At 66.2% G+C, this 24,372-nt stretch carries 20 protein-coding genes; 15 read left to right on the forward strand and 5 right to left on the reverse strand.

The genetic code is table 11. The annotated features are described in order from the left end of the window. Positions 1-196: 196 nt before the first annotated feature. Complete coding sequence (gene groL / locus VGM71_RS11800) at positions 197-1,840, reverse strand: chaperonin GroEL (RefSeq protein ID WP_331545316.1); 1,644 nt, start codon at positions 1,838-1,840, stop codon at positions 197-199. Between the two features lie 98 nt (positions 1,841-1,938). After that, complete coding sequence (locus VGM71_RS11805) at positions 1,939-2,232, reverse strand: co-chaperone GroES (RefSeq protein ID WP_331545318.1); 294 nt, start codon at positions 2,230-2,232, stop codon at positions 1,939-1,941. Positions 2,233-2,534: 302 nt separating this feature from the next. Between VGM71_RS11805 and VGM71_RS11810 the strand changes: the two genes are divergently transcribed. From VGM71_RS11810 to accC, 6 genes are all read left to right on the forward strand, one after another. Beyond that, positions 2,535-4,769 carry a protein-disulfide reductase DsbD gene (locus VGM71_RS11810; RefSeq protein ID WP_331545320.1) on the forward strand — a complete coding sequence of 745 codons (2,235 nt, stop codon included), beginning with the start codon at positions 2,535-2,537 and terminating at the stop codon, positions 4,767-4,769. Beyond that, positions 4,766-5,305 (forward strand): TlpA disulfide reductase family protein, encoded by a 540-nt coding sequence (locus VGM71_RS11815; RefSeq protein WP_331545322.1) that lies wholly within the window; start codon positions 4,766-4,768, stop codon positions 5,303-5,305. Before VGM71_RS11810 ends, VGM71_RS11815 begins: the two co-directional genes overlap by 4 nt. Further along, on the forward strand, positions 5,302-5,877 hold the full coding sequence (locus VGM71_RS11820) for a DUF1415 domain-containing protein (protein ID WP_414675123.1): 576 nt from the start codon (positions 5,302-5,304) through the stop codon (positions 5,875-5,877). Before VGM71_RS11815 ends, VGM71_RS11820 begins: the two co-directional genes overlap by 4 nt. Positions 5,878-6,102: 225 nt before the next feature. Then, positions 6,103-6,552, forward strand: a complete 450-nt coding sequence (gene aroQ, locus VGM71_RS11825) for a type II 3-dehydroquinate dehydratase (protein WP_331545324.1) — start codon at positions 6,103-6,105, stop codon at positions 6,550-6,552. Between the two features lie 53 nt (positions 6,553-6,605). Continuing rightward, complete coding sequence (gene accB, locus VGM71_RS11830; protein ID WP_331545326.1) at positions 6,606-7,061, forward strand: acetyl-CoA carboxylase biotin carboxyl carrier protein; 456 nt, start codon at positions 6,606-6,608, stop codon at positions 7,059-7,061. Positions 7,062-7,072: 11 nt separating this feature from the next. Continuing rightward, on the forward strand, positions 7,073-8,437 hold the full coding sequence (gene accC, locus VGM71_RS11835; RefSeq protein ID WP_331545328.1) for an acetyl-CoA carboxylase biotin carboxylase subunit: 1,365 nt from the start codon (positions 7,073-7,075) through the stop codon (positions 8,435-8,437). A gap of 901 nt (positions 8,438-9,338) precedes the next feature. Here the strand turns inward: accC and prmA are convergent. Continuing rightward, complete coding sequence (prmA, locus tag VGM71_RS11840) at positions 9,339-10,241, reverse strand: 50S ribosomal protein L11 methyltransferase (protein WP_331545330.1); 903 nt, start codon at positions 10,239-10,241, stop codon at positions 9,339-9,341. A 76-nt stretch (positions 10,242-10,317) separates the two neighbouring features. On the opposite strand from prmA, the gene VGM71_RS11845 reads away from it, so the two are divergent. The 3 genes from VGM71_RS11845 to purH all read left to right on the forward strand — a co-directional run bounded on the left by VGM71_RS11845 (position 10,318) and on the right by purH (position 13,252). Beyond that, entirely contained in the window at positions 10,318-11,148 is an 831-nt protein-coding gene (locus tag VGM71_RS11845) for a zinc-ribbon and DUF3426 domain-containing protein (RefSeq protein WP_331545332.1), read from the forward strand. Positions 11,149-11,371: 223 nt separating this feature from the next. Continuing rightward, positions 11,372-11,605, forward strand: a complete 234-nt coding sequence (locus VGM71_RS11850) for a helix-turn-helix domain-containing protein (protein ID WP_331545654.1) — start codon at positions 11,372-11,374, stop codon at positions 11,603-11,605. Between the two features lie 57 nt (positions 11,606-11,662). Beyond that, positions 11,663-13,252 carry a bifunctional phosphoribosylaminoimidazolecarboxamide formyltransferase/IMP cyclohydrolase gene (purH, locus tag VGM71_RS11855; RefSeq protein WP_331545334.1) on the forward strand — a complete coding sequence of 530 codons (1,590 nt, stop codon included), beginning with the start codon at positions 11,663-11,665 and terminating at the stop codon, positions 13,250-13,252. A gap of 127 nt (positions 13,253-13,379) precedes the next feature. Here purH and VGM71_RS11860 read toward each other — a convergent pair whose 3' ends face one another. Further along, a complete protein-coding gene (locus tag VGM71_RS11860; RefSeq protein WP_331545336.1) occupies positions 13,380-14,339 on the reverse strand; it encodes a bile acid:sodium symporter family protein in 960 nt (319 codons plus the stop codon). Positions 14,340-14,504: 165 nt separating this feature from the next. Here VGM71_RS11860 and VGM71_RS11865 point away from each other — a divergent pair, with 165 nt between their 5' ends. After that, positions 14,505-15,203, forward strand: a complete 699-nt coding sequence (locus VGM71_RS11865) for a glutathione S-transferase (protein ID WP_331545338.1) — start codon at positions 14,505-14,507, stop codon at positions 15,201-15,203. Positions 15,204-15,327: 124 nt separating this feature from the next. Here VGM71_RS11865 and VGM71_RS11870 read toward each other — a convergent pair whose 3' ends face one another. Continuing rightward, a complete protein-coding gene (locus VGM71_RS11870; protein WP_331545340.1) occupies positions 15,328-15,858 on the reverse strand; it encodes a DUF2782 domain-containing protein in 531 nt (176 codons plus the stop codon). A gap of 95 nt (positions 15,859-15,953) precedes the next feature. On the opposite strand from VGM71_RS11870, the gene polA reads away from it, so the two are divergent. The 5 genes from polA (at position 15,954) to VGM71_RS11895 (ending at position 24,371) form a co-directional block, all read left to right on the forward strand. Continuing rightward, on the forward strand, positions 15,954-18,677 hold the full coding sequence (polA, locus tag VGM71_RS11875; RefSeq protein WP_331545342.1) for a DNA polymerase I: 2,724 nt from the start codon (positions 15,954-15,956) through the stop codon (positions 18,675-18,677). A gap of 322 nt (positions 18,678-18,999) precedes the next feature. Continuing rightward, the gene (locus VGM71_RS11880) at positions 19,000-19,218 is read left to right on the forward strand and encodes a hypothetical protein (protein ID WP_331545344.1); all 219 of its coding nucleotides are present in this window, start codon (positions 19,000-19,002) and stop codon (positions 19,216-19,218) included. A 17-nt stretch (positions 19,219-19,235) separates the two neighbouring features. Then, positions 19,236-21,443, forward strand: coding sequence for a DNA helicase II (uvrD, locus tag VGM71_RS11885; protein ID WP_331545346.1), 2,208 nt, complete (start codon positions 19,236-19,238; stop codon positions 21,441-21,443). Between the two features lie 76 nt (positions 21,444-21,519). Then, entirely contained in the window at positions 21,520-23,235 is a 1,716-nt protein-coding gene (locus tag VGM71_RS11890; protein ID WP_331545348.1) for a molecular chaperone HscC, read from the forward strand. A gap of 2 nt (positions 23,236-23,237) precedes the next feature. Further along, entirely contained in the window at positions 23,238-24,371 is a 1,134-nt protein-coding gene (locus VGM71_RS11895) for a hypothetical protein (protein ID WP_331545350.1), read from the forward strand. The last annotated feature ends 1 nt before the right edge of the window (position 24,372 follow it).

Raw genomic sequence — 24,372 nt, forward strand, 5'->3', positions numbered from 1 at the left:
GGCCAGCGTTTTGCCTCGGGCTTCCTCCGGACGTCCGGTCACCCGAAACGCCCTTGCCTCTGGCTAACCCTTCCCCTTGCCGGGTGGGTAGAGGAGTTGCACCTCCTAGCAGGTGCGCCCTGCCGGGCGCACCCAAAAAAAGCCCGGCTTTCGCCGGGCTTGTCGTTCGAACGCCAGGGCTGGCGCACGGCGGGACTTAGAAGTCCATGCCGCCCATGCCACCCATGCCGCCCGGACCACCGTGGCCGTGGCCATCGTCCTTCTTCGGCAGCTCGGTCACGGCCGCTTCGGTCGTGATGATCGAGCCCGCGACCGAGGCCGCGAACTGCAGCGCCGAACGGGTCACCTTGGTCGGGTCCAGGATACCGAAGGCGATCATGTCGCCGAACTCGCCGTTGGCGGCGTTGTAGCCGAAGTTGCCCTTGCCTTCCTTCACCTTGTTGAGGACGACCGACGGCTCTTCACCGGCGTTCGCCACGATGGCGCGCAACGGGGCTTCCAGGGCGCGACGGGTGATGGCGATACCGAGGTCCTGGTCCGGATTCTTGCCCTTCAGGCCGTCGAGGGCCGTGAGTGAACGGATCAGGGCGACGCCGCCGCCCGGGACCACGCCTTCCTCGACCGCCGCACGGGTGGCGTGCAGGGCGTCTTCGACGCGGGCCTTCTTTTCCTTCATCTCGACTTCCGTCGCGGCGCCGACCTTGATGACGGCCACGCCGCCGGCCAGCTTCGCCACGCGCTCCTGCAGCTTCTCGCGGTCATAGTCCGAGGAGGTCTCCTCGATCTGCGCCTTGATCTGGCCGATGCGCGACTGGATGCGCTCGGCTTCGCCGGCACCGTCGATGATCGTGGTGTTTTCCTTGGTGATCACGACACGCTTGGCACGGCCCAGGTCGGTGATCGTGGCCTTGTCGAGCTGCAGGCCCACTTCCTCGGAGATGACCACGCCGTTCGTGAGGATGGCGATGTCTTCCAGGATGGCCTTGCGGCGATCGCCGAAGCCCGGCGCCTTCACGGCGGCGACCTTCACGATGCCACGGATGGTGTTGACGACGAGGGTCGCCAGGGCTTCGCCCTCGACTTCCTCGGCGACGATCAGCAGCGGCTTGGCGGCCTTCGCGACGGCCTCGAGCACCGGCAGGAGCTCACGCACGTTCGAGATCTTCTTGTCGTGGATCAGGATGAACGGGTCATCCAGTTCGACCTGCTGCGACTGCTGGTTGTTGATGAAGTACGGCGACAGGTAGCCGCGGTCAAACTGCATGCCTTCGACCACGTCGAGTTCGTTCTCGAGGCCCGAGCCTTCCTCGACCGTGATGACGCCTTCCTTGCCCACCTTCTTCATCGCGTTGGCGATGATGTCGCCGATGTCGGCGTCGGAGTTGGCCGAGATGGTGCCGACCTGGGCGATCGCCTTGTCGTCAGCCGTCGGGTTGGACAGCTTCTTCAGCTCGCCCACGGCGGCGCTGACGGCCTGGTCGATACCGCGCTTGAGGTCCATCGGGTTGATGCCGGCGGCGACGGCCTTCAGGCCTTCCTGGATGAACGCCTGGGCGAGGACGGTCGCGGTGGTCGTACCGTCACCGGCGACGTCGGAGGTCTTCGAGGCGGCTTCCTTGACGATCTGCGCGCCGATGTTCTCGTACTTGTCGGAAAGCTCGATTTCCTTCGCGACCGAGACGCCGTCCTTGGTGACGGTCGGGACGCCGAAGCTCTTCTCGATCACGACGTTGCGGCCCTTCGGGCCCAGGGTGACCTTGACGGCGTTGGCGAGGGTGTTGACACCCTTCAGCATGCGCGCGCGAACGTCTTCGCCGAAGCGGACTTCTTTAGCTGCCATAAAATGTGTGCCTCAAAAATTTTGAATTAGGTAACGGATTCTTGATCTTGCGGCCCGCCAGGCGCGGCTATCGCGCCAAGGGCGAGCCTTTTGCAAGATCAGCCTTCGATGACAGCCACGATGTCGTCTTCCTTCAGGAAGACCAGCTCTTCGCCTTCGACCTTGATTTCCTGGCCGGCATACTTGCCGAACAGGACCACGTCGCCTTCCTTCACGCCCATGGCGCGGATGGTGCCGTTCGCCAGGGTGAGGCCGTTACCGGCTGCGATGACCTTGCCGCGGGTCGGCTTTTCGGTCGCGCTGTCGGGGATGACGATGCCACCGGCCGAAACACGCTCTTCTTCGAGGCGCTTGACGATGACGCGATCGTGCAGCGGGCGCAGTTTGCTCATGACTTCTCCAACCATGTGATTGACGGACAAAGGAATTGCTCCACCCTGTTAGCACTTGGCCAGGGTGAGTGCCAGAATTTTAGCCAAAGCCAACCCCTGATCGGAAGGCCCTGGGTCATCGACAGATGGCGCCGCGGCGTACCCGTTCAAGGGCCCCGGCCCAAAAAGCGTGATTTCAGGAGGCACAATGCTCCCCATGTCCGAGCCGATCGCCGGGATCGGTGCAAGCCAATCCGGAAACACCCGGTCATAATGATGGACGTTCATCGCGGTCCGTCGCCGCACCGATCCACGGAGTCGACATGAAGTCTGTTGTCCGCCACGCGCTGGCCCTTCTCGCCAGCCTTGGCCTGTTCGCCGCCACCCTTCCTGCCTTCGCCCAGGACGATGAGGAACTGCTGCCCGTCACCCAGGCCTTCCACCTGACGACGGACGCCAGCCAGCCCGGAACGGTGAAACTCCATTGGCACATCGCGCCGGACTATTACCTCTATCGCGGACGGATCAAGATCACGGCGGCCGACCCCTCGGCGGTGAAGCTGGGAGAGCCGAGCCTTCCCAACGGCCTGAAGGAGCACGACGAGTACCTGGGCGACGTGGAGATCTACCACGGCGACATCCAGGCAAGCGTGCCGTACACCCTGGCCGACGCGGCGACGAAGACACTGGCGCTGAACGTGCAGTACCAGGGCTGCCACGAGGTAGAGCCGAAGATCTGCTATCCGCCGAACACCGAGCACCTGAAGCTCACCATCGGTGGTCCGTCCACGATCCCTGCCGCGCAACCGGCCATGCCGGCCACCAACGCCGCGGCCCTTCTCGGCGCGCCGGCCACGGCCAGGCAAGGTACCGACGCCCAGCCCCTGCCCGCGGAACAGGCCTTCCGTTTCGAGGCGCTGGTCAAGGACCGCGGCAACCTGCTGCTGCGCTGGACGATGCCAAAGGACTATTACCTCTACCGGGACAAGACGCAGGTCACCGTGGCCTCGCCGGCCGGCGTCAGCGTGGGTGAGCCGGAATGGCCCAGCGGCACTGCCCACCACGACGAGCACTTCGGCGACACCATCGTCTACTTCGACCAGGTGGAACTGCCCGTGCCGCTGGAAGGCGCAGCGAACACGACGTCCGTGGCGCTCGAGGTGGCCTACCAGGGGTGCCTGGAGAACGGCATCTGCTACCCGGTGATGAAGCGCCGTGTCAGCATCGACCTCGCCGCGGGCACCGCTTCCGTCGGTGCTGCCGCAGAAGAATCGCAGCAAGCAGCTGCCCCCGCCGACGTGGCCCCCACACCGCCGCCCCCGGGCATGAAGCCGGGTGGCGACGCCCCGGTCGGTTTCATCGCGGCCATCGGCCTGGCCTTGCTCGGCGGCCTGGTCCTGAACCTCATGCCTTGCGTGCTCCCGGTGCTGTCGCTAAAAGCGATCACCGTGCTCGAGAGTGGCGAGAGCCAGGCGGCCGCACGCCGTCACGCGCTCTGGTACACGGCCGGCGTGATCGTCGCCTTCGCCGTGCTCGGCCTCGTCATCGTGGGTATTCGCGCGGCAGGGCACGGCATCCAGTGGGGCGCTCAGTTCCAGCAGCCACTGGCGATCGGCCTGCTCGTGTACGTCATGCTTGCCGTCGGCCTGTCCATGTCCGGCGTCTTCGAGATCGGCGGTTCGCTGGGCAATGTCGGTAGTGGACTCGCTGCGCGCTCGGGTCCGTCCGGCGACTTCTTCACCGGCGTGCTCGCCGTGGTCGTCGCCAGCCCCTGCACGGCACCCTTCATGGGCTCGGCCATCGCCTTCGCCTTCGCCGCGCCGCTCGTCGTCGCCTTCCTGATCTTCCTCGCGCTTGGTCTCGGCCTCGCCCTGCCTTTCCTCGTGATCGGCTTCGTGCCGGCGGTCGCCCGGATGCTGCCCCGTCCCGGCCGCTGGATGGAAACGCTGAAGCAGGCGCTCGCCTTCCCGATGTACCTCACGGCCGTCTGGCTGCTCTGGGTGCTGACGAAGCAGCGCGGCGCGGATGCCACGGCCCTTGTGCTGGCCGGCGGCGTGCTGCTGACGATGGCGCTGTGGTGGTACGGTCGCAGCCGCGGTGGCCGTGCGCTGTCCTGGGCATTCACCGTCGTGCTGGCCATGGGGGCCGCCGCGGCACTGTGGACGGTGCACGGCCTGCCCGCGCCGCAGACCGTGAGTGTGGCCGCCGACGACTCAGTGCCTTATTCGCCCGCGAAGCTTGCTGAACTGCGCGGTGCGGGCACGCCGGTATTGGTCGACATGACGGCCGACTGGTGCATCACGTGCAAGGCGAATGAACGCGCCGTGCTCGACACGGCGGCGTTCCGCGCGCTGCTCAAGCGCACCGGCACCGTCTACATGAAGGGCGACTGGACCGACGTGAACGCGACCATCGCCACCTTCCTGGAGCAGTACCACTCCGTGGGCGTGCCGCTTTACGTGGTGTACCCGAAGGGCGGCGGCGAAGGCACGAAGCTCTCCACCGTGCTCACCTACGACCGCGTCGAGAAGGCGCTTGAGGCCGCTGCGCACCCATGATCCGCGGCCCGACGTTCTGGATCGTCACGCTTGCGATCGCCGCCGCGGCGACGGGGTTCTACCTGGAGCACCGTCGCCTCCATCCGCCGCCACCGCAAGGCATCACCGTGGCCGATGTGGGCGATCTACCGCCCGAAGCAACCTTCCTCACCGTCGACGGCAAGCCGCGCCAGCTCTCCGACTGGCGCGGCAAGCGGCTGCTCATCAACTTCTGGGCCACGTGGTGCGGGCCCTGCCGCCGCGAGATGCCCCTGCTCAGCGAGAATGCGGCACGCTACCGCGCTCGCAACGTGGCCATCGTCGGCGTGGCAGAGGACACGGCGAACGCGGTACGCACTTACCTCGCCGAGCGCCCGGTGGAGTACCCGGTGCTGCTCGCGGACACCAACGCACCCGGCGGTTCGCTTTCCTTCGGCAATACGCGCCGCGTGCTGCCCTACAGCGTCCTGATCGGCGAGGACGGGCGTATCCTGCGGCAAAAGCCCGGCACGTTCAGCCAGGCCGACCTCGACGAATGGCTCGCCCCCGAACGATGAACGACGTGCCCATGGATGCCCTGCCTTCGTCCGGCGAAGCGATCGAAGCCACCCGCCTCTGGCTCGAGCGCGCCGTCATCGGCCTTAATCTGTGTCCCTTCGCCAAGGCAGTGCAACGCAAGGGACAGGTTCGTTATGTGGTCAGCGAGGCGACCCAGCCGCTACCCTTGCACGCCGACCTCGTCCGCGAACTGGAACTGTTGCGCGATACCGATCCGGACGCGGTCGACACCACGCTGCTGATCCATCCCGGCGTGCTCGGCGATTTCATGGATTTCAACGAATTCCTCGAAGTGGCGGACGCGGCGGTCGCCGACCTCCACCTGGAAGGCGATATCCAGGTGGCCAGCTTCCACCCTGATTTCCAGTTCGAAGGCACGGCCGTCGACGACATCACCAATTACACCAACCGCTCGCCCTATCCCACCCTGCATCTGCTGCGCGAGGCCAGCATCGACCGGGCCGTGGCGGCCTTTCCCGATGCCTCGGCGATTTTCGCGACCAATATGGAGACGTTGGAGAAGCTGGGGCATGCGGGGTGGCGGAAGCTTTTCGAAGCATCCGGCCCGTAGGAGCGCGCCCTGCGCGCGACAGCTCTTCGCGAAATGCAACAGGTCCTGCTGCTCAACGCGAAAAACTGGCGCGCGCAGGGCGCGCTCCTGCAACCATACGGCACCGTCTGGAAAGTCACGATCTCCAGCGAACTGCGTCGAACTCCACCGAACTGGACAACTCCGGGCGACAGGCGCACACTGCGCGGCGTGCCGGGGGTGCCGGACCCAGTAATCAGGTGAACAGTGGCCAGGATACTTGTCCTGCACGGACCCAACCTCAATCTTCTCGGTGTGCGCGAACCCTCCGTCTACGGCCATGAAACCCTGGCCGATATCAATGCGTCGCTCCATGCCCGGGCCCAGGCGGCCGGTCACGAACTGGGTTGGTTCCAGTCGAACGCCGAGCACGAGCTGATCGGCCGGATCCATCAGGCGCGCGACGAAGGCACGGCCTGGATACTGATCAATCCCGCGGCCTTTACGCACACCTCGATCGCATTGCGCGACGCGCTCGCCGGCGTGGCTATCCCGTTCATCGAGATCCACCTGTCGAATCCGCACGCCCGCGAGCCGTTCCGCCACCACTCCTACGTATCGGACATCGCGACCGGCACGATCTGCGGTTTCGGCGGCGACAGCTACCGCCTGGCACTGGAAGCCGCGCTGCTCCGCCTTTTCGTACCGGCGGCCTGATTCCCTTCGCGGCGCGCCTGGCGCGCCCGCTCAACCACCAGAAGGTTTGTCCCATGGACCTGCGCAAGATCAAGAAGCTCATCGACCTGCTAGAGGAATCGAACCTCGCCGAGCTGGAAATCAAGGAAGGCGAAGAAGTGGTCCGTCTTTCACGCGTGCCGAAGGGCAGCGCCGTCGCCGCGCAGCAGATGATTGCCGCCCCCATGGCCACCGCGCCCGTCGCCGCACCTGTGGCGGTAGCGGCCGCGCCCGCCGCCGAGCCGGGCCTGCCGCCCGGCCACGTCGTGAAGGCGCCGATGGTCGGCACGTTCTATGCCGCCTCGACCCCGGGCGCGCCGGCTTTCGCCGCTATCGGCCAGCAGGTCAAGGCTGGCGAGACGCTGGGCATCATCGAGGCCATGAAGATGTTCAACCAGATCGAGGCCGACGTTGCCGGCACTGTGGTCGCCGTCCTGGTCGAAAACGGCCAGCCGGTGGAATTCGACGAACCGATGTTCGTCATCGCCTGAGGCCACGACATATGCTCGAGAAGGTCGTCATAGCCAATCGCGGCGAGATCGCGCTGCGGATACTGCGCGCGTGCCACGCGCTCGGCATCAAGACGGTCGCGGTGCACTCCACCGTCGATCGCAACCTCAAGCACGTCGGCCTGGCCGATGAATCGATTTGCATCGGTCCGGGGCCGTCGGCCCAAAGCTATCTCAACATTCCCGCGATCATCGCCGCCGCCGAAATCACCGACGCCGGCGCCATCCATCCGGGATACGGCTTCCTGTCGGAGAACGCCGACTTCGCCGAACAAGTGGAAAAGTCCGGCTTCGTCTTCATTGGACCCACCGCGGACGTGATCCGCCTGATGGGTGACAAGGTCGAGGCCATCCGCACCATGAAGGGCTCCGGTGTGCCGTGCGTGCCGGGCTCGGGCGGTCCGCTCGGCGACGATGTGGACGAGAACATCCGCGTCGCGCGCGAGATCGGCTACCCGGTCATCATCAAGGCTGCCGGCGGCGGCGGCGGTCGCGGCATGCGCGTCGTGCGCACCGAGGCGCACCTTGCCAATTCCATCGTGATGACCAAGCAGGAGGCCAAGGCGGCTTTCAGCAACGATCAGGTCTACATGGAGAAGTTCCTGGAGAATCCGCGCCACGTGGAGATCCAGGTACTCGCCGATGGCCAGGGCAACGCCATCCATCTGGGTGAACGCGACTGCTCCATGCAGCGCCGCCACCAGAAGGTCGTGGAGGAAGCACCGGCACCGGGTATCACTCCGGAATTGCGCGAACAGATCGGCAAGGTCTGCGTCGATGCGTGCATCCGCATCGGTTATCGCGGCGCGGGCACGTTCGAGTTCCTGTTCGAGAACGGCCGCTTCTACTTCATCGAGATGAACACCCGTATCCAGGTGGAGCATCCGGTGACCGAACTGGTGACCGGCATCGACCTCGTTCGCGAGCAGCTGCTGATCGCCAGCGGCCACAAGCTGTCGATCCGCCAGGAAGACATCGTGCTCAACGGTCACGCCATCGAGTGCCGCGTGAATGCCGAGGATCCGGACACCTTCATGCCGAGCCCTGGCACGGTGAAGCGTTTCGAAGCCCCGGGCGGTCCCGGCGTGCGCGTGGACACCCACCTGTACGACGGCTATCGCATCCCGCCGAACTACGACTCGATGATCGGCAAGATCATCGTGCACGGCCCGGATCGCGCCACGGCGATTGCGCGCATGCGCATGGCCTTGACCGAGACGGTGATCGAAGGCGTGAAGTGCAACATCGCGCTGCAGCAGCGGATCATGGCCGACGTGGGCTTCCAGCAGGGTGGGCAGAACATCCACTACCTGGAAAAGCGCATGGCCGAGCAGAAAGAAACGCCGCCGCCGGTCTGAACGAAGAATCCCGCCGAGAGGCGGGATTTTTTTAGTACCTCACGCATTTCCGGGGCTTCTGCGGCTCGGCTTCGCCATCGCATCGGCGCTCGTGCGTGGCGGGTGGGCCAGTGAGGCGTCGTGTAGAAAGAGCTTCGGCGCTGCCGCATGTGTGGGGGCCGCGTCAGCGGCGATAAACCTCGCAACAGAGCCGCTTCTTTGCTTGGTGGGAGCCGACCCTGTCGGCGACGCCGTTTGCGAGCACCCATCGCCGCTGAAGTGGCTCCCCGAAAGTGTGCGGACCAACTAGCTGGCGGCGAGCGCGCTGTGGCTGCATGCAACTGCTCCCTCACCATTGGCGTGTGCGCCGGCATGGCGCGAGCCCGCGACGCACGCCGCATGCAGGCGAAAACGCTCCTTCGGATCGTGCCGGTGGTCGCGAAAGGCGTCGCCGACAGGGTCGGCTCCTACCCAAAGCACGCAACGCATCGGCGTGCGACACGTCCAGGCTCATCCTGCACGACACCTCACCGTTGGAGGCCAGCAGCCGTCGCCCTCGCCGCGATGTCTGGAGTCGAGGGCGTTCGGGCGGACAAGGCCCGTCAGGGGGCCGGCCTGGACGGCCGGCCGTCTTCGTCGAGCCATGGATGGCGAGTCGAAGACCCCCGCCCGAATGTCCGGGTCCGCCGGGGCGCAAGCCATCAGACACTGCCGCGAAGCGGCCTCCTTTCCCAAGGAACGACGTAAGCCTTCGCGGCGAGGGCGACGGCTGCTGGCCCACCCGCCACGCACGAGCGCCGATACGATGGCGAAGCCGAGCCGCAGAAGCCCCCGGAAATGCGTGAAGAACTTTTTTAGGGCATTTTCGAAGGAGCCTCCGCAGGCTCGGCTTCCGCCCATCGCAGGGACTCGCAAAAACCTTTCAGCTCGACCTGCGATATCCGCTGATGCGCACCCAATCTTCCAGCGTGCGCACTTCCAAACCCTCGAACCACTCTGCGTAACGCACGAGCAGTTCCTCGTGCTGGCCAGAGAGGATGCCCGATAGCGCGAACGGTGCGCCGGGCTTGACCGCGGCGGCGAAGGTCGGCGCGAGTTCCGCGAGCGGGCCGGCAAGGATGTTCGCGACAAGCACGTCGGCGAGGGCCGCTGGCGCTTCGACCGGCAGATAGACGTCCAGATCGTCGTGCACGCCGTTGCGTTCCGCGTTGTCGCGCGAGGCGAGCAATGCCTGGGGATCGTTGTCGATGCCCACGGCGTTGGCTGCGCCCAGCTTCAGCGCCGCGATGGCGAGGATGCCCGAGCCGCAGCCGTAGTCGAGCACGTGCTTGCCCGCCAGTTGCTGGCCGTCGAGCCACTCGAGACACATGGCGGTGGTCGGATGGGTGCCGGTACCGAAAGCGAGGCCGGGATCGAGCCGGACCACGACGATGTCGCCATCCACCGGTGGCTCGATGTTCCACGGATACACCCATAGCCGGCGCCCGAACGGCATCGGCTTGAACTGATCCATCCACGCGCGCTCCCAGTCCTGGTCGTCCACCACACGCCATTCGATCTGCGCCGGCTCGATGAAAGGCAGGTCGTCGGCGATGGCCTCGGTGAGTCCGCGCTTGTCGGCATCGGCGTCGAACAGCGCGTTCAGCACGATCTGGTTCCACAGTGGAACCTCGCCCACCCCCGGCTCGAAGATGGCCTCCTCGTCTGGCGTCTCGGCATCGGCGTCCTGCAGGGTGATCGACAGGGCGCCAAGGTCCTCCAGGGCAGCTTCGACACGCGGCTGCTCGGCGGCGCGGATCGTGAGGGAAAGTTCGAGCCAGGGCATCGTGGGACCAGTGCGGGGACGGGTCCACGATTCTACCGGGCGCGCAGGGACGCGGCGCGGCCGTTATGATTCAACGATGTATACGCAGTGCCCCGGGTGCCTCACGGTCTACAAGCTGGAAGCGGAACTGCTGGTTCCCGCTTGCGGTTGCCTCCGCTGCGGCCACTGCGACGGCGTATTCAATGCCCTGGGCACCCTGGCGACACACCTGCCTCCGGAGCCCTTCACCCGGCTGGCGGGCCATGCGCTGGACCAGGAGCCGCCGCTGGCCGACGTGGCCGTATTCCGGCCGCGCCCGGTATTCGACGACCTGATGACGGAGCCCGCCGCCGAGCCTGCCGAGGAGTCCATCCACGGCCCCCTTGCCGCGGAGGAACCCAGCGAAGACTTCTCGCAGCTCACCTTCACCCCGCGCTTCGCCAAGCCACGGCGACGGTCATGGCGCACGGCGGCGTGGGCCACGGTGTGCACGGTGCTCGTGCTTGGCCTCGGTGCGCAGCTGGGCTGGGCGAAGCGAGATGTCCTCATCGCCGATCCGACGGTCGGGCCGCTGATCGAGACGGGCTGCGCGGCGATCGGTTGTCGTCTTCCATTGGTGTCCGCGCCTGCGCGCCTTCGCCTGCTCGCTCGCGATGTCGAGCAACATCCATCGGCCAGCGATGGCCTGCTCATCACCGCCAGCGTGCGCAACGATGCGGCATTCGCGCAGCCTTATCCGATCGTGACGATCGTGCTTTCCGATGCGAACGGCCAGCGCCTCGCGATGCGTCGCTTCCAGCCGGAAGATTACGTGGGCGATGCCGCCACGCGCACACGCGGTCTTGCCGGTGGCGCAACGACGGCGATGGTCTTCGAGGTGCAAGACCCGGGCCAGCGAGCGGTCGCCTTTGCATTCAGCTTCGACTGAACTGTTCGAAAAAATTTCTTTTTGCAAGCCTGCACTTCATCGCCCGGGGCGAGTACACTCGGTTCCCTTCGCGACTGTCGACCACCCCGGCGAGGTGTGTCCAGGCCGCAACCCAAGCGACGATACGACAAGAACCGACCGGGGCTTCGCGCGCCGGCCTGCAGAGGGGAATGCCTTGAACGCTGTGAGACTGACTGCCGAGGCCGCCGCCAACGAAACCTCCATGCAGAGCGCCCTCAGCGAATGCGTCAGCCGAACGGTACGTCGTTACCTGGCCGACATCGGTGACACGGAATGCGTCGAAGGCCTGCACGCCCTCGTCATCCGCGAGGTCGAAGGCCCCCTGCTCCGCGAAGTGCTCGCCTTCCACGAAGGCAACCAGAGCCGTGCCGCCGCCGCGCTCGGCATCAATCGCGCCACCCTGCGCAAGAAGCTGGCCGCCCACGGCATCTCCTGAGGCTCCGGCCAGCGGCCAGACGGCTATAATGGCGCGCTTTCGTACCCGGAAGTGCCCATGACCACGCCCGATCTCGTCCCCGTCCGCCGCGCGCTCGTCAGCGTTTCCGACAAGCAGGGCCTGACCGAACTCGCCCGGCGCCTCGTCGCCGCGAACGTCGATATCCTCTCCACCGGTGGCTCGGCCAAGGCGCTGCGTGACGCTGGCATTCCCGTGCGCGACGTGGGCGACCTCACCGGCTTCCCCGAGATCATGGACGGACGCGTGAAGACGCTGCACCCGCGCGTGCATGGTGGCCTCCTCGGTCGCCGCGGTACTGACGACGCAGTAATGGCCGAGCACGGTATCGTCCCGATCGACCTGCTCGTGCTGAACCTCTATCCGTTCGAGCGCACCGTGGCCGATCCGGCGTGCACGCTCGAAGACGCCATCGAGAACATCGACATCGGCGGCCCCGCGATGCTCCGCGCCGCGGCGAAGAACTGGAACGACGTGGGCGTGCTTACCGATCCAGCGCAGTACGACGACGCGCTCGCCGAGATCGAGACCAGGGGCGGCCTGTCGCGTGCGACGCGCTTTCGTCTCTCGGTCGCAGCGTTCAACCGCGTCTCGGATTACGACGGTGCCATCAGCGATTACCTCTCGGGCCTCAGCCTCGACGAGACGCATACGGCCGTGGCCGGGCGTGCGGAATTCCCGGCCCAGTCCAACGGCCGTTTCGTGAAGGTGATGGACCTGCGCTACGGCGAGAATCCGCACCAGGCCGGCGCGTTCTATCGCGACCTGTACCCAGCCGCCGGCACGCTCGCCACCTTCCGCCAGTTGCAGGGGAAGGAACTCTCGTTCAACAACATCGCCGACGCCGATGCGGCATGGGAATGCGTGCGCCAGTTCGATGCGCCGGCCTGCGTGATCGTGAAGCACGCCAACCCCTGCGGCGTGGCCGTGGCGACCGATCCCCTGGCCGCTTACGAACTCGCCTACGCCACCGACCCCACGTCGGCCTTCGGCGGCATCATCGCCTTCAACCGTCCGCTCGATGCGGAAACGGCGAAGACGATCCTGAAGCGCCAGTTCGTCGAGGTGCTGATCGCGCCGCAGGTCAACGCGGACGCTGTGGCGGAGGCCGCGAAGAAGGCCAACGTGCGCATCCTTGAAATACCCATGGGTGATGGCCGCAACACGCACGATGTGAAGCGCGTGGGTTCAGGCCTTCTCGTACAGACCGCCGACCACCGCCAGGTGCAGCGCGATGAACTCAAGGTCGTCAGCAAGCGCCAGCCGACGCCGGCCGAACTCGACGACCTGCTGTTCGCCTGGCGCGTGGCGAAGGTGGTCAAGTCCAACGCCATCGTCTATGCGAAGGACAACCGTACGATCGGCATCGGTGCCGGCCAGATGAGCCGCGTGGTCAGCGCGAAGATCGCCGGCCTCAAGGCCGAGGAAGCTGGCCTGGCCGTGCCCGGCAGCGCCATGGCCTCGGATGCCTTCTTCCCGTTCCGCGATGGCATCGACGCCGCCGCCGCGGCAGGCATCCGCGCGGTGATCCAGCCCGGCGGGTCGATGCGCGATGGCGAAGTGATCGCCGCGGCCGACGAGCACGACATGGCGATGGTGTTCACAGGCGTCCGCCACTTCCGCCATTAACATCCGCCCTTTCCAGCATTAAATGTAGGAGCGCGCCCTGCGCGCGACATGTGTTGAGGCCGTGACCCGGAGCTGGCGCGCCAGCCTGGGGACTGGCCCGAAAAGCTGTCGCGCGCAAGGCGCGCTCCTACCGTGCGCGCGCCCCGTACCGCCGCGCCAGCACCGCGCACACCATGAGCTGGATCTGGTGGAACAGCATGATCGGCAGCACGATCATGCCAAGCGGATGCCCCGCGAACAGCACCTTCGCCATGGGCACGCCCGAAGCGAGGCTTTTCTTCGAGCCGCAGAAGACGATGGTGATCTCGTCTTCCCGCGAAAAGCCGAGCGCACGCGAGCCATAGCGCGTGATCAGCAGCGCGCACGCGAGCAGGATCGCATTCACCGCGACGAGACCGGCGAGCACCGGAGGCGGCAAGCGGTGCCAGAGGCCTTGCAACACGGCGGCGCTGAAGGCGGTGTAGACCACCAGCAGGATGGACCCCCGATCGACGAAGCCGAGCAGCCTGGCATTCCGATGCACCCAGCGGCCGATCCAGCGCTGCGCTATCTGCCCGGCCGCGAAGGGAATGAACAACTGCACGACGATCGCACCGATCGAATGCCACGACAGCTCGCCATGGCCCGTTCCTGCGATCAGGATGCCCACCAGCAAGGGCGTGATGAAGATGCCCAGCAGACTGGACGCCGACGCCGCGACGACCGCCGCGGGTACGTTCCCGCGCGCGATGGACGTGAAGGCAATGGACGACTGTACCGTGGACGGCAAGGTACAGAGGAACAGGATGCCGAGGTATAGGCCAGGCGTGACCAGCGGCGCGAGCACCGGCCGCAGCAGCAGGCCGAGCAGCGGAAACAGCACGAAGGTGCTGGCCAGCACGGTCACATGCAGGCGCCAGTTCTTCGTACCCGCCACCACGGCCTCGCGCGGCAGCTTGGCACCGTGCAGGAAGAACAGCAGCGCGATGGCGAGGTCGGTGATCACCTCGAACACATCGGCGGCCATGCCGCGGCAAGGAAGCAGGCTTGCCAGCACGACGGTCAGTACGAGGGAAAGGGTGAAGCTGTCAGGCAGGAAACGGCGCATGCGACAAGGGACCACGGTACGGCGACTATTGCAACGCCCACGAAGCCGAACGATGTGTGACCCCCCGTCCCCGTCCAAGCGAGCGCACCTGTGGCCGAAGAGGCTTCTCACGGCGGGTTGATTGCCTCGATGGTACGGTTCCTGGCTTTACGGCAAGAAAAAGCGATGAGCTACCGGCTGTACTACTGGACCGGCATTCAGGGCCGCGGCGAATTCGTCCGGCTATGCGTCGAGGACGCCGGCGCCGTCTACACCGACGTGGCGCGCGTCGAGGGCGACGACGTCATGGATGCCTTCATCGCGGGCGAACATGCGGGCGCCCTTCCCTTCGCACCGCCGTTCCTCGCCTCGGGACGTCTCGTGATCGCGCAGGTGGCGAACATCCTGCACTACCTGGGTCCGCGCCACGCCCTCGTGCCCGAGAGCGAATCCGCGCGCCTTTACGCCCACCAGCTGGAACTGACGATCGCCGATCTCGTCGCCGAGGTGCACGACGTGCACCATCCGGTGGCGAGCGGCCTGTACTACGAGGATCAGCGCAACGAAGCGACGAAGCGCGCGAAGGACTTCCGCGAGGAGAGGACTCCCAAATTCCTCGGTTACTTCGAAAAAGCCGTCGAGCGCGGCGGCGGGAAGCATCCGCTACGCGCGCACTCCTATGTCGACCTTTCGCTGCTCCAGGTCATGGCAGGGCTGCACTACGCGTTTCCCAAGGCGATGGCGAAGCAGACGCTGCCCTTGCTGCGTGATCTGGCGCGGCGCGTGGCGGACCGGCCGAACGTCGCCGCCTACCTGGCCTCGGAGCGCCGGTTGCCGTTCAACACGAACGGCATCTTCAGGCATTACCCCGAACTCGATGAATAGGCCTGTAGGAGCGCGCCTTGCGCGCGACATGTTCTGAGGCTGTGACTTGGAGCTGGCGCGCGAACGGCCCGACAGGGGCGAAAATCTGTCGCGCGCAAGGCGCGCTCCTACAGGGCTCGGCTTATCAGTCCGAACCGGCGGGCTTCGGGGCCTTGCCCCATTCGTAGACCTTGTAGAAAACGGGACTGACCGGGCCGTTCTTCGGGTCATGAATGGGGTTGCCGGACTGATCGAGCATATAGGTCTGGGGCACGCCGTTTTTCGGTGTCACCACCACCATGTACGGCTTGCCGGCCATGGTGAACTCATCGACGTGGTTGCCTTCCTTGTCATACGACCTGCTCAGCTTCGCCGGCGGGTTGCCCTGCGCGTCGACACCACCGTCGTCCTGCATGGACGGAAGGGCGACGGGCGACTGGGAAGTCCGGTTAGCGTCCGATGTGGCCGGCGTGGTCTTGCCATCCTGGGCCTGGTCGTAGGGCACGGGCCGCTCGATCGGCTTCCGCCCCGAACGATCTGGCTCGCCTGCCTTCACGCCTGGATCGTTCAGGCCCGGCGGAGGCGGGGCCGGCTTGAACGACGACGCGTCCTGCGCGGCGACGGGTAAGGCCAGGGCCAGGGCGAGCGCGGCGACGAGGGCGTGCGAGCGGTTCATGGGGAGTCCTCCTTGCGGGACGACGAGGATAGCAACTCCCGTACCTCCGGCCACGTGAACGAACGATTCGCGCGCGACCATGAGAGAATCCGGGGATGCCTACGCTCACCCTCATCGACGGGTCCTCGTACCTGTACCGCGCCTTCCATGCGCTGCCTCCCCTGACCAACACCTTCGGCGAGCCCACCGGCGCGCTGTTCGGCATCGTCAACATGCTGCGCACGACAATGAAGGCCGGCTCGGACTACGTGGCCTTCGTCTGCGACGCCCCGGGGCGGACCTTCCGCGACGACCTCTATCCCGAGTACAAGGCGAACCGCCCGTCCATGCCCGACGACTTGCGCGCGCAGGTCGATCCGATGATGAAGATCGTCGGCGCACTGGGCTTCCCCACCCTCTGTGTACCGGGCGTGGAAGCCGACGACGTGATCGGCACCCTGGCCCGCCAGGCGGCGGACCAGGGCATCGACACCATCATCTCCACGGGCGACAAGGATTTCGCGCAGCTTGTCGGCGCCCACATCGTGCTCATCAACACGATGAGCAACACCACGATGGATATCGACGGCGTCATCGAAAAGTTTGGCGTGCGCCCGGAGCAGATCGTCGACTACCTCACCCTCATGGGCGACAGCATCGACAACGTGCCCGGCGTGGAGAAATGCGGGCCGAAGACGGCCGCGAAGTGGCTAGCCGAATACGGCAACATCGACAACCTGTTCGCCAACGCCGACAAGATCGGCGGCAAGATCGGCGAGAACCTGCGCGCCGCGATCCCGCGCCTGCCGTTGTCGCGCGAGCTGGTCACGATCCGTACCGACGTGCCGCTGGACCTCGGCCCCGCCGACCTGCACATGCGCGACCGAGACGTCGAGGCACTGCGCGAACTCTACACGCGCTACGACTTCAAGGCGGCGCTGAAGGACCTTGACGCGGGCGAGACGGCCGCGCCGGCGCCCTCTCCTGTAGCGACGGCCCCGGCGATATCCGTCGTGACGCCGGGCCTCGCCGGTGAGGGCGAGTACGAACTCGTCGTCACCGAAGACCGCTTCGCGGCCTGGCTGGAAAAACTCGAGACAGCGCCGTTGATCGCCTTCGACACCGAAACCACCAGCATCGACGCGATGCAGGCGGACATCGTGGGCCTGTCGCTTGCGGTAGAACCGGGCAAGGCCGCGTATGTGCCCCTCGCGCACGATTTCCCCGGCGCTCCGACACAGTTGTCGAGGGAACACGTGCTCGGCGCGCTCAAGCCGATCTTCGAAGACCCGTCCCGGCCAAAAGTGGGCCAGCACGGCAAGTACGACGTGAACATCCTGTCGCACTACGGCATCGCGCTGCGCGGCCTCGCGCACGACACCATGCTCGAATCCTACATATTGAATGCCACGGCGACTCGCCACGACATGGATTCGCTCGCATCGCGCTACCTCGGCTACACCACCGTGAAGTACGAGGAAGTCGCGGGCAAGGGCGCGAAGCAGATCCCGTTCTCGCAGGTCGATTGCGATGCCGCGTGCCGCTACGCCGCGGAGGATGCGGACATCACGCTGCGCCTGCACCACGCGTTATGGCCACAGCTCGAGGCAGAACCCTCGCTGCGCGCCGTCTATGCGGATATCGAGATCCCGCTCGTGCCGGTCCTGGCGAAGATGGAGCGCACGGGCGTGCTCATCGACGCCCACGAACTGCGCCTGCAAAGCCAGCAGCTGGGAAAGCGCATGGTGGAACTGCAGAAGCAGGCCTATGCCTCGGCCGGTCACGACTTCAACATGGACTCGCCGAAGCAGCTGCAGAGCGTGCTGTTCGACGAACTGGGCCTCGCCGCGAAGATCAAGACACCGAAGGGCCAGCCTTCGACCAACGAGGAAGCCCTGGAAGCCATCGCCGACATGCACGAGCTGCCGCGGCTGATCCTCCAATACCGTGGACTAGCGAAGCTACGCTCGACGTACACCGACAAGCTGGCGGGCATCGTGAATCCGCGCACCGGCCGCGTACATACCAGCTACCACCAGGGCGCCGTCGCCACGGGCCGCATCAGCTCATCGGACCCGAACCTGCAGAACATCCCGGTCCGGACTGAGGAAGGCCGCCGTATCCGCCAGGCGTTCATCGCCCCCGAGGGCTGGTGCATCCTCGCAGCCGACTATTCGCAGATCGAGCTGCGCATCATGGCCCACCTGTCGAAGGACGAGGGCCTGGTGCGCGCCTTCCAGGAAGGGGGCGACGTGCATCGGGCCACCGCGGCCGAGGTATTCGGCGTGCCGCCGGCCGAGGTCACCGCCAACCAGCGGCGCGCCGCCAAGGCGATCAACTTCGGCCTGATGTACGGCATGAGCTCCTTCGGCCTCGCCCGCCAGCTCGGCGTGGACCGGGGCGAAGCGTCCGATTACATGGGCCGCTATTTCTCGCGCTATCCCGGCGTGCGCGCTTTCATGGACGCCACGCGCGAGCAGGCCCACCGCGACGGCTACGTCCAGACCCTCTTCGGCCGGCGCCTGTACCTGGAAAACCTGAAGTCGCGGAACCAGGCGTTCCGGGCGGGCGCCGAGCGCGCGGCCATCAATGCCCCGATGCAGGGCACCGCGGCCGACATCATCAAACGGGCCATGATCGCCGTGGCGACCTGGATCGAGCCCCGGGACGACGTGCGCCTGTTGATGCAGGTGCACGACGAACTGGTGTTCGAAGTCCGCGCGGACGCCGTGGACGCCGTGCGAGCCGGCATCGAGGAGCGCATGTCCGGCGCGGCAACCCTCAGCGTGCCGCTCCAGGTGGACATCGGCGTCGGCGCCAACTGGGACGAAGCCCACTGATTGGACGTCCAAACGTAATTTTTCCGTTAGCCAAATCCAGTCGTGAACGAAAGCTGACTTTTTTTGTGCCAACTTTGCAACTTTCGGCACGGCTGGACGTCAATACAAGTGGACGCACGCAACGGCGTCCCATCGGTGGAATCCACCTCCCTGGAGTCACCCTGCGGATCGGCCGGATCTTCCCCTGGATCCGGCCTTCCACCGGGCCCCGAGAGCTCCCCTGGCTCTCGGGGCTTTTTTTTTGGTTGCTGGATCATGTCCACAAACCCTGCACATTCGTGACGCCATCCTCTCCGCCACATCGAACCGGGAGGAAATCCACATGCGTGCAGGTCTCATCGTCGTCGGCGTCATCCTGATCGGGCTTGGCCTCTGGGTGACCCTGGGCAACGGCAGTTACAGCAAGACCGATACGGTCGCCTCCATCGGCTCGGCAAAGATCGAGGCCACGCATGACAAGGCCATTCCGCAGTGGGTCGGCATTGCCGGCATCGTGATCGGCGGCATCGTGGCCGTGGCGGGAATCTCCCGAAAGAGTTGAGCCGTTACAATGGGCGGATGGATGTTTCCCACCTGCTCGACTCCCTCAACGACGCCCAGCGCGAGGCGGTCAGTGCCCCGCCCGGCCACTACCTGATCCTGGCCGGGGCCGGCTCCGGCAAGACCCGCGTGCTGACCAACCGCATCGGCTGGCTGACGCAAGTGGAGCGGGTGCCGCCGTGGGCGATCCTCGCCGTCACCTTCACCAACAAGGCGGCTGGCGAAATGCGCTCCCGCCTGGACGGAATCATCCCGGGCGGGACGCAGGGCCTGACCGTCGGTACCTTCCACGGCATCGCCCACCGTCTGCTACGCCGGCACTGGCGCGAAGCCGGGCTAGTCGAGGGCTTCCAGATCCTCGACTCCGACGACCAGCAGCGCCTCATCAAGCGCGTCGTCGCCGGGATGGGCCTGGACGAGGCGCACTTCCCGCCGCGCCAGGCTTCCTGGCAGATCAACAACTGGAAGGACGAGGGCAAGCGGCCCGATGCCATCGAGCATCGCGACCATCCGGTCACCCGAACCTTCGTCGAGATTTATAAAGCCTACGAGCAACAGTGCCAGCGCGCTGGCCTGGTGGATTTCGCTGAATTGCTTCTGCGCGCGCACGAACTCTGGCTGAAGGATCCGCTGGTCCTGAAGCATTACCAGGAACGCTGGCGCTACCTGCTGATCGACGAGTTCCAGGACACCAACACGCTGCAGTACGCCTGGATCCGCGTGCTGGCCGGCAGTACCGGCCAGGCCTTTGTGGTCGGCGACGACGACCAGGCCATCTACGGCTGGCGCGGCGCCAAGGTGGAGAACGTGCAGCAATTCCTGCGCGATTTCCCGGGGGCGAAGACGATCCGGCTCGAGCAGAACTATCGCTCCACCTCCACCATCCTCAATGCCGCGAACGCGGTGATCGCGCGCAACGGCGGCCGCCTCGGCAAGCAGCTGTGGACCGACGGCGACGAGGGCGAACGCATCGCGCTGTACGCGGCATACAACGAGCAGGACGAGGCTCGCTTCGTCATCGAGCGCATCCGCGAGTACATCGCCGAGCACGGCAACGCACGCGACTGCGCCATCCTCTACCGCTCGAACGCGCAATCGCGCAACTTCGAAGAACAGTTGATCCAGCGTGACCTGCCCTACCGCGTGTATGGTGGCTTGCGCTTCTTCGAGCGCGCGGAAATCAAGGACGCCTTGGCCTACCTGCGCCTCGCCGCCAACCGCCACGACGACGCCGCGTACGAACGCGCCGTCAACACGCCGCCGCGCGGCATCGGCGACCGCACGCTCGACGAACTGCGCCGCCGCGCCCGCGCGGACGGCAGCTCCATGTGGGAGGCTTCGCTCACCGAGGTGTCGATCGGGTCGATGGCCGGCCGCGCGAAGAATGCGGTGAAGGCCTTCATCGGCCTCATCGACAATCTCGCGCGCACCTTCGCAGGGCACGGCAGGGACGAAGCCGGCGACGCCCCCTCCGCGCTCGACCTCGCGGAACAGATCGAGCACGCCATCATCCATACGAGCCTGCGCGACTTCTACGAGAACGACAAGCGCGGCAACGGCGAGGCCCGGGTGGAGAACCTGGACGAGCTGGTCAACGTCGCCAGCCGTTTCGAGATGACACCCGAGGATCTCGACGCCGGGCTCAACGAACTTTCGGCCTTCCTCTCGCATGCCGCGCTGGAAGCGGGCGAAGGCCAGGGCGAGGCCTGGGACGACTGCGTCCAGTTGATGACCCTGCATTCGGCCAAGGGCCTGGAATTCCCCGTCGTCTTCCTCGTCGGCATGGAGGAAGGCCTGTTCCCGAGCCAGCGTTCCACCGAGGAGGAGAACCGGCTCGAAGAGGAACGGCGGCTGGCTTACGTCGGCATCACCCGTGCTCGCGAGCGGCTCTACCTCTCGCACGCGGAATCCCGCCGCATGCACGGCACGGAAATGCTGGCCCGGCCCTCGCGATTCCTGGGCGAGATTCCGCCTGAGCTGGTCGACGAGCTGCGCCCCCGCGTGCAGGTCTCCCGTCCCGCGTACGCCGACCGTTTCGCCGCCGCGCCGGCCTTCGAGGAAGCTTCGCCGATCCGCCTGGGCCAGCGGGTCACCCATCCCAAGTTCGGCGAGGGCACTATCGTGAGCGCCGAGGGCGCCGGGGCCCATATGCGAGTGCAGGTGAACTTCGAGGATGCCGGGAGCAAGTGGTTGGTTTACGCTTACGCGAATCTGACCGCGTTGTAACGCCTTGTGGAAGCCGGCCGTGTCGGCGATCCCGCGGCAGCGGGCCAGTGTGTCGCGGTAGACAAGGAAAGGGGACATGATCGTAGGCATCGACCTCGGCACGACCAACAGCCTCGTCGCCGTGTGGCTGGACGGTGGACCGCGCCTCATTCCGAATGTATTGGGCAGCACACTCACGCCATCCTGCGTCGGGATAGACGAGGATGGCAGCGTACTGGTGGGCCAGGCCGCTCGCGAGCGCCTGCAGACGCATCCGGAACGCACCGCCTCACTGTTCAAGCGCTACATGGGCAGGGCGCGCAGCGTGCGGATGGGCGATCGCGATTACCGGCCGGAGGAACTATCCGCCCTTGTGCTGCGCGCGTTGAAGGCAGACGCGGAAGCGTTCCTGGGTCGTCCCGTCACGGAAGCGATCGTGACCGTCCCTGCCTATTTCTCCGATGCACAGCGCAAGGCCACGCGCGTCGCCGGCGAACTGGCGGGGCTGAAAGTCGAGCGCCTGCTCAACGAACCGACGGCCGCGGCGCTGGCATACGGCCTGCACGAAGCCAAGGTCGAAACCCAGTTCCTGGTGTTCGACCTTGGCGGTGGGACCTTCGACGTGTCCATCCTGGAAATGTTCGAAGGCGTGATGGAGGTACGGGCCAGCGCCGGCGACAACATGCTTGGCGGCGAGGATTTCACTGACCTGATCGCCGGCCTGGCGTTCGAACAGGGCATTCCCTCCGAGGCGCGCAACGACGCGTATTTCATGCAGCGCCTCGCGGCGCGCGCGGAGCATGCCAAGCGCCAACTCTGCGCCAGCGGCTCGGCGAGTTTCGAGCTGCGTTACCAGGATGCCGTGGCCAACGTGACGATCGATGCCCAGGCATTGGAAAAACTCGCGCAGCCCCTGCTGAACCGCCTGTGGCGGCCGATCGAGCGCGCCATGCGCGATGCGCGAATCCGCGCGGCAGACCTCGACAACATCGTGCTCGCCGGCGGCGCCACGCGCATGCCGATAATCCGCGTCCTTGCCACGCGCATGTTTGGCCGCTTTCCGGCGGTGGGCCATAACCCGGACGAGGTGGTCGCATTGGGAGCCGCCGTGCAGGCTGGCCTGAAGATGAAGGACAAGGCGCTCGACGAGATGGTGATGACGGATGTCTGTCCTTACACGCTGGGCACCGAGGTCGTGCGCATGATAGACGAACGCACGCAGGTACCTGGCGTGTACGCACCCGTCATCGAGCGCAATACGGTCGTGCCGGTCAGTCGCGTGCAGCGATTCTCGCCCGTGTCGGCGCAGCAGAAGCAGATCCGCATCGGTATTTACCAGGGCGAATCGCGACTCGTGCGCGACAACGTTTCGCTCGGCGAGATCGTCGTGCCGATCATGCCGGGTTCCGGCTACGCCGACGGCGTGGACGTGCGTTTCACTTACGACGTGAATGGCTTGCTCGAAGTCGAGGTGAGCGTGGTCGCGACGGGCGCGAAGGAACGGCTGGTGATCGAGAGCAGCGGCACGCACATGACGCCGGACGATGTGGCGCGCCGGCTCGCGGCGCTCGCGGCGCTGAAGATCCACCCTCGCGACATGCTGCCGAACCGCACGTTGGTGGCACGCGCGGAGCGGCTGTACGAACAGTTGCTCGGGGATCTGCGCGATCAGGTCGGCCACGCTGTCATGCAGTTCGAACAGGTTCTCGCCTCACAGGATTCGCGCAGGATCGCGCGCGAGGCGACAGCCTTCCGCGACACGCTGGACGCGATCGAGCGCGACGACCGCTTCTCCCCGCAACCCGTGGACTGAGCATGGCCTGGCATCTCGAAGCCCTCGGGCTTCCGCCGCATGCCGATCTCGTCGCCGTGCGCCGGGCCTATGCCGCCACCTTGCGCCGGGTCGATCCCGTGGTCGATCCGGCCGCCTTCGCGCGGCTGCGCGAGGCGTATGAAGCCGCGCGCGCGTGGTGCGAGCGGGCTGGCACCGCGGAGGCTGCGGAAGCGGCCGAAGCCGCTGACGACGCAGATGCCGACGCGAAGCATGAAGATCCGACCGAGACGACGACGAAAGCGGCTGTCCCTCACGTCGATCCCACGGTCACGCTCGCCTGGCGCTTCGCTGCCGACGTCGGCGCGCGGCGGCCGGAGACGATCCCGCAACTGCTCGGCGACGCGCTCGTCGAGCTGCGCACGCAGTACATCGATGCGCCCGGGCGCTTCGAGGAATACGTGATCGACCTGCTCGGCCTGCAGCGGATCGGCCATCGCCCCGACGTGTTCGCGGCCACTGAAGAGCAGTTCCACTGGCGCGAGGTCGGCCACCTCGCCGCCCTCGGGCAGCGAGGTCAATGGATCGAGCTGGTGCTCGCGCAGCGCGAGGATTGGCTCGCGTTACCGGAGGATCGCCGCCGCGCGTGGGTCGGATTGTTCGCGCAGGCGGAGGCGGGCCTGGACAGTTCGCTGCTGGGGCGTTGGCCGGAGATGCGGATGCTCAATGAACGCTTCCCGGCGTGGGTGAGCCTGCACGTGTCCGCCGACACGCTGCAGGCGTGGCAAGCGGCGTTCAACGCCCAGCCCCCCTCCACGCAGGAGACCTACAGGCGAAGGGCGCCGCCCGCATCGGTCTACTGGCCGAAGCGCGTGGACCTCGCGCGACAGCCTTCGCGCGACCGCTGGACCACGTGGGCCGTGGCGTGCTTCTTCCTATGCCTGCTCGGCACCAGCGTGCACTATCTTCTGAACGCGGAAAGGATCGCTCCCGCCCTCGTCTCGTCGCCCACGGCGCTGTCCGTGCCGCACGAAAGCGCGGAGCAATGCGCCGCGCTCTACGTACGGATGGATCGGTCCGATGCGATCACCGGCCTCGACGACGAGGAAATCGCCACGCTGAAGACGCGCGGCGCGAACTGCGCACGCGACGGGCACTGGCATCGGCCGCGGCGCTGAG

The sequence above is a fragment of the Luteibacter sp. genome (assembly GCF_036499525.1).
Classification (GTDB): Bacteria; Pseudomonadota; Gammaproteobacteria; order Xanthomonadales; family Rhodanobacteraceae; genus Luteibacter.

Excerpts from the sequence above, each read along its gene's own strand:
- polA (WP_331545342.1), top strand. The coding sequence starts at position 15,954 with ATGCCTACGCTCACCCTCATCGACGGGTCCTCGTACCTGTACCGCGCC.
- prmA (WP_331545330.1), bottom strand. The coding sequence starts at position 10,241 with ATGCCCTGGCTCGAACTTTCCCTCACGATCCGCGCCGCCGAGCAGCCG.
- VGM71_RS11850 (WP_331545654.1), top strand. The coding sequence starts at position 11,372 with ATGCAGAGCGCCCTCAGCGAATGCGTCAGCCGAACGGTACGTCGTTAC.
- VGM71_RS11845 (WP_331545332.1), top strand. The coding sequence starts at position 10,318 with ATGTATACGCAGTGCCCCGGGTGCCTCACGGTCTACAAGCTGGAAGCG.
- accB (WP_331545326.1), top strand. The coding sequence starts at position 6,606 with ATGGACCTGCGCAAGATCAAGAAGCTCATCGACCTGCTAGAGGAATCG.
- groL (WP_331545316.1), bottom strand. The coding sequence starts at position 1,840 with ATGGCAGCTAAAGAAGTCCGCTTCGGCGAAGACGTTCGCGCGCGCATG.
- uvrD (WP_331545346.1), top strand. The coding sequence starts at position 19,236 with ATGGATGTTTCCCACCTGCTCGACTCCCTCAACGACGCCCAGCGCGAG.
- VGM71_RS11815 (WP_331545322.1), top strand. The coding sequence starts at position 4,766 with ATGATCCGCGGCCCGACGTTCTGGATCGTCACGCTTGCGATCGCCGCC.
- VGM71_RS11865 (WP_331545338.1), top strand. The coding sequence starts at position 14,505 with ATGAGCTACCGGCTGTACTACTGGACCGGCATTCAGGGCCGCGGCGAA.
- purH (WP_331545334.1), top strand. The coding sequence starts at position 11,663 with ATGACCACGCCCGATCTCGTCCCCGTCCGCCGCGCGCTCGTCAGCGTT.
- VGM71_RS11860 (WP_331545336.1), bottom strand. The coding sequence starts at position 14,339 with ATGCGCCGTTTCCTGCCTGACAGCTTCACCCTTTCCCTCGTACTGACC.
- VGM71_RS11895 (WP_331545350.1), top strand. The coding sequence starts at position 23,238 with ATGGCCTGGCATCTCGAAGCCCTCGGGCTTCCGCCGCATGCCGATCTC.
- VGM71_RS11870 (WP_331545340.1), bottom strand. The coding sequence starts at position 15,858 with ATGAACCGCTCGCACGCCCTCGTCGCCGCGCTCGCCCTGGCCCTGGCC.
- VGM71_RS11880 (WP_331545344.1), top strand. The coding sequence starts at position 19,000 with ATGCGTGCAGGTCTCATCGTCGTCGGCGTCATCCTGATCGGGCTTGGC.
- VGM71_RS11805 (WP_331545318.1), bottom strand. The coding sequence starts at position 2,232 with ATGAGCAAACTGCGCCCGCTGCACGATCGCGTCATCGTCAAGCGCCTC.
- VGM71_RS11820 (WP_414675123.1), top strand. The coding sequence starts at position 5,302 with ATGAACGACGTGCCCATGGATGCCCTGCCTTCGTCCGGCGAAGCGATC.
- VGM71_RS11890 (WP_331545348.1), top strand. The coding sequence starts at position 21,520 with ATGATCGTAGGCATCGACCTCGGCACGACCAACAGCCTCGTCGCCGTG.
- VGM71_RS11810 (WP_331545320.1), top strand. The coding sequence starts at position 2,535 with ATGAAGTCTGTTGTCCGCCACGCGCTGGCCCTTCTCGCCAGCCTTGGC.
- accC (WP_331545328.1), top strand. The coding sequence starts at position 7,073 with ATGCTCGAGAAGGTCGTCATAGCCAATCGCGGCGAGATCGCGCTGCGG.